Below are 4,140 nucleotides of genomic sequence, written 5' to 3'. Positions count from 1 at the left end.
GCACGTCCCGCGCGCCGCGCCGCACCACCAGATGCGGCGCGGCGTGCGGACGGAGCACGGACATCGACGGACACCAGTCCAGGAGCAGGTCTTGACCCTCGACAACCGACCTCCCACCGCACAGCTCCGGCGGGACGCCCCGATGACGGCGCCCGCACCCCGCAGGGGACCGGCGGCCCCGTGGAAGGACGTGATCGTCCGGCGCGCGCTGCTGTCCGACGTCGCCGCCGTCACGGTCGCCGTGGCCCTCGGGTACGTGCTCCGGTTCGACCGGGGCATCGAGGTGGACCTCGTCGAGCCGCGCGGCGGCCAGTACGTGCTCATCTCCGTGGCGCTCGCCGAGGCCTGGGTGCTCGCGCTCGGGCTCGCCGGATCGCGCAGTCCGCGCGTCCTGGGGTCGGGAGGCGAGGAGTATGCGCGCGTGGCCCGCGCCACCGCCGCGCTCTTCGGGCTCGCCGCGATCGTCTGCTACCTCGTCAAGTTCGACCTGGCGCGGTCCTACGTCGCCGTCACGCTCCCCATCGGGATCGTGGCGGTGACCGGCGGCCGGTGGCTGCTCGCCCGCAGGCTGCACCGGGAGCGGGCCAGGGGCGAGTTCCAGCGGCGCACGCTCGTCGTCGGCTCCCGTGACGCGGTGGCCGACCTGTGTCACCGCGTGGGACGCACGCACCAGGCGGGGTTCGAGGTGGTCGGCGTCTGCCTGCCCGGAGGTGCCGCCCACCAGGAACCGGTCGGCGGCCTGCCGGTGCTCGGCCGGATCGAGGACGCCGCGACCTCCGCGCGCGCCCACGACGTCGACGTCGTGGCGGTGACGGCGTCCGACGGCGCGACCCCCCACGCGCTCAAGCGGCTGGCGTGGGACCTGGAGTCCACGGGCGCCGAGCTCGTGGTCGTGCCCGCCCTGGCCGACGTCGCGGCCCCGCGCCTGGTGATCACCCCGGTGGACGGTGTGCCCGTGGTGCAGGTGGCGCCGCCCGGCTACACGGGCCTGCAGCACGTGCTCAAGCGGGTCTTCGACGTGGTCGTGGCCACGCTGATCCTGCTGGTCGTCACGGTGCCGCTGGCCGTCCTGGCCATCCTGGTGCGGCTGACCAGCCCGGGCCCCGCGCTGTTCACGCAGCAGCGGATCGGCCGGCACGGCAGGCCGTTCACCCTGTTCAAGCTGCGGTCCATGCGGCTGCACGCCGAGGCGGAGCTGGCCGAGGTGCTCGACGGCGACGTCGGCGTCTTCTACAAGCCCAAGGCGGACCCGCGCGTCACCCGGCTCGGCCGGATCATGCGCAAGTACTCGCTCGACGAGCTCCCGCAGCTCCTCAACGTGATCAAGGGCGACATGAGCCTGGTCGGTCCGCGCCCGCAGGTGGCCCTTGAGGTGGCGCAGTACGACGACGCCCTGCGGCGCCGGCTCTTCGTGAAACCGGGGCTCACCGGCCTGTGGCAGGTGAGCGGCCGCAACGACCTGTCCCTCGACCAGGGCGCGCGGCTCGACCTCTACTACGTCGAGAACTGGAGCCTCCTGGGCGACATCGGGATCATGCTGCGCACCGCGCGCGAGGTGATCTCACCCAGCGGGTCCTACTGACGTGCCCGGCCAGCAGGGTCCGGAACGAGAGACAAGGAGAGCGTCGGTGACGTCGTCCGACCGCGTAGGCCTGATCACCGTCTCGTACAACAGCGCCCGCGACCTGGAGCGATTCTGGGCCGGCCGGCCGTTCGGCCCGTACCGGTGGACCGTGGTGGACAACCACTCGTCGGACGACTCGCGGCGGGTCGCGCGGCGGCTCGGGGCACAGATCGTCGCGCTGGGCTCCAACCGCGGCTTCTCCGCGGCGAACAACGTGGGCGTGGCCGCCACGGACTGCGACGTGCTGATCTTCTGCAACCCCGACGTCACGGTGACGCCCGACGGTGTCGCGGCGCTCGCCGACGGAGCCCGCCGGCACGGCGGGATCGTCGCCCCGCAGCTCGTGAACGCCGACGGCTCGCCCCAGGAGAACGGCCGGGGGCTCCCGTTCCCGACCCGCAAGCTGCGACACCTGCTGCGCCGGCGCGACCCCGCCTACCTACGGTTCGCGCGTCCCGGCGAGCTGGTCGAGGTGGTGTGGGCCATGGGGGCCGCGCTCGCGGTGAGGCGCAGCGATCTCGCCGCGCTCGGCGGCTGGGACGACGGCTTCTTCGTCTACTACGAGGACTCGGACCTGGGGTTGCGCGCCTGGCGGCACGGCATGGGCGTCCGGCTGGACGGTGACGTGCGCTGGCGGCACGGCTGGGGGCGCGAGACCGCTCGGGGCTTCTCCGCCACCGCGTGGCGGCACGAGCTCGCCTCGGCCGCCCGGTTCTACCGCAAGCACCCGCACTGCCTGGTCCCTGTCGGGCCACGGGCGCGCGCCCTGGGCCGCGTCGACGCCATCCGTACCCGTTCGGAAGCCCGGCATGCGTAGGGCGCTGCTCAGCGGGACCTTCGGGCTGTGCGTGCTGGCGGCGTGCGGCCGCGGCGCGCTGGAGGGGCTGGTCGGCAAGCAGGGGGCGTACCTGTGCCAGGCGCTGGCGCTCGCGGCGTTCGTCGTGGCCCTTCTCGCCGCGCCCGGCACCACGAGGCCGGGGCACGCCAGGCGGGTCTGGACGGTGTACCTCTTCCTGCTGGTGGCGATGCTGTCGGCGACCTATGTCACGGTCGTGCGGGTCAGCGCCTCGGGCTGGGTCTACGTGGCGGTCATGGCGTTCTTCGCCGTGACCATCCTGGTCGTGGCATCCCGTCGGCCCGACGACGCGGGCGACGTGCCCGTCACGTTCTGGCTGGGGCTCGCCGGCACCGCCTCCGTCGGCGTCGCCCTGCTGCAGCAGCGCGAGCTGCTCCTCGACACCTTTCCCGGCAGCGACCTGGCGAGCATGGGCGGCCTGGTGCGGCCCTCGGCGCTGAGCGGCAACTACCTGCACTACCCGCTGTTCGTGGCGCTCCTCGTCTTCGTGTTCCTGGAGCTGTGGACCGTGCTGCGGCGGCCGGTCCACGCGGTGCTCGCCGTGCTGTTCGCCGTGGCCGTGGTGCTCAGCTTCTCCCGCTCCGGAGCGATGATCCTTGCGCTCGGCTGTGCCGCGTACGTGGTCACGGCCCGCCGTGCCGCGACCCGGATCCGCTACGTGTACTGGGGGTCCGGCGCCCTGCTCGTCATGGCCGCGGTGCTCAGCGGAACCGTCTACGCCGAGCGCATCCTGAGCTCCGTCAGCCTGGACGGCGCGGGCAACACGACCCGGGTGACCAAGTGGTTCCAGGCCGTCGAGCTGTGGACGGACTCCCCGCTCGTCATCGGCGGCTGGACGGGGGCCTACACCAACGTGACCGAGAACTTCGGCGGCGGTGCCGCCGGGGTGGTCGAGTCCGGCTTCTTCCAGCAGCTCGTCAGCTTCGGCGTGCTCGGCGCGGTCCTCTTCTACCTGGTCCTGGGCCAGTCGGTCGGAGCCGTGGACAGCACCCACTCCTGGCTGCGCGCCGGCCTGGTGGGCGGCGTGCTGGAGAGCTTCGTCTACCAGTCGATCGAGGTGGTCCCCTTCATGGTGCTGTTCGCGCTCGCTCCGTTCGTCTCGGCGCACCTGCTGCAGCGGGCCGGGCCCGCGGTGCCACGGGTGGCAGCCGGCCCGCCGGGTACGCCACGGTACCGAGGGGAGCTGGTCCATGGCTGATCTCGGGCTCTCGGTGGTGATCCCCGCCTTCAACGCGGCCGCGACCCTCGGCGCGGCCGTCGACAGCGCCTTCGCCGCGGCGGCCGACGAGGTGATCGTTGTGGACGACGGCTCCACGGACGTGACCGCCGACGTCGCGCGCCGGTTCGGGGCGCACGTGCTGGCGCAGCCGAACAGGGGCGCCTCGGTGGCCCGGCAGACCGGCCTGCGGGCGGCGTCCGGCCGGTACGTCGTGCTGCTCGACGCCGACGACGAGCTCGTGCCCGACGGCGTCCGCGCGTCGGTCAACGTGCTGGACGACGCGCCCGTCGTCGTGGCCGCGGGCGGCACCGTCCTGGGCGTCCGGCCCGACGGGACGGAGCGCGAGTGGCCGCCGCGGTACGGCGAGATCTCGCGAGACGTGATCCTGCGGGCCGGGTTCGGCCCGTGGCCGCCGGGGTGCGCCGTGATCCGGCGCACCGC

Annotated in this window: 4 protein-coding genes; all 4 read left to right on the top strand. The window is 73.6% G+C overall.

Annotated elements, in window-relative coordinates:
* Positions 1 to 91: 91 nt before the first annotated feature.
* Positions 92 to 1,582 (top strand): sugar transferase, encoded by a 1,491-nt coding sequence (locus PROKR_RS13740; RefSeq protein ID WP_169736426.1) that lies wholly within the window; start codon positions 92 to 94, stop codon positions 1,580 to 1,582.
* Between the two features lie 46 nt (positions 1,583 to 1,628).
* On the top strand, positions 1,629 to 2,441 hold the full coding sequence (locus PROKR_RS13735; protein ID WP_051432976.1) for a glycosyltransferase: 813 nt from the start codon (positions 1,629 to 1,631) through the stop codon (positions 2,439 to 2,441).
* Complete coding sequence (locus PROKR_RS13730; RefSeq protein ID WP_036964177.1) at positions 2,434 to 3,678, top strand: O-antigen ligase family protein; 1,245 nt, start codon at positions 2,434 to 2,436, stop codon at positions 3,676 to 3,678. The genes PROKR_RS13735 and PROKR_RS13730 overlap by 8 nt, the downstream gene beginning before the upstream one ends.
* The coding region (locus PROKR_RS13725) for a glycosyltransferase family 2 protein (RefSeq protein WP_157602072.1) at positions 3,671 to 4,140 on the top strand (470 nt) is incomplete at its 3' end. The genes PROKR_RS13730 and PROKR_RS13725, both read left to right, overlap by 8 nt.

This window comes from Promicromonospora kroppenstedtii DSM 19349, from assembly GCF_000515355.1.
GTDB classification, from domain to species: domain Bacteria; phylum Actinomycetota; class Actinomycetes; order Actinomycetales; family Cellulomonadaceae; genus Promicromonospora; species Promicromonospora kroppenstedtii.
The sequence above is the reverse complement of the archived record's forward strand: the minus strand, read 5'-3'. Positions and strand labels throughout refer to the sequence as shown.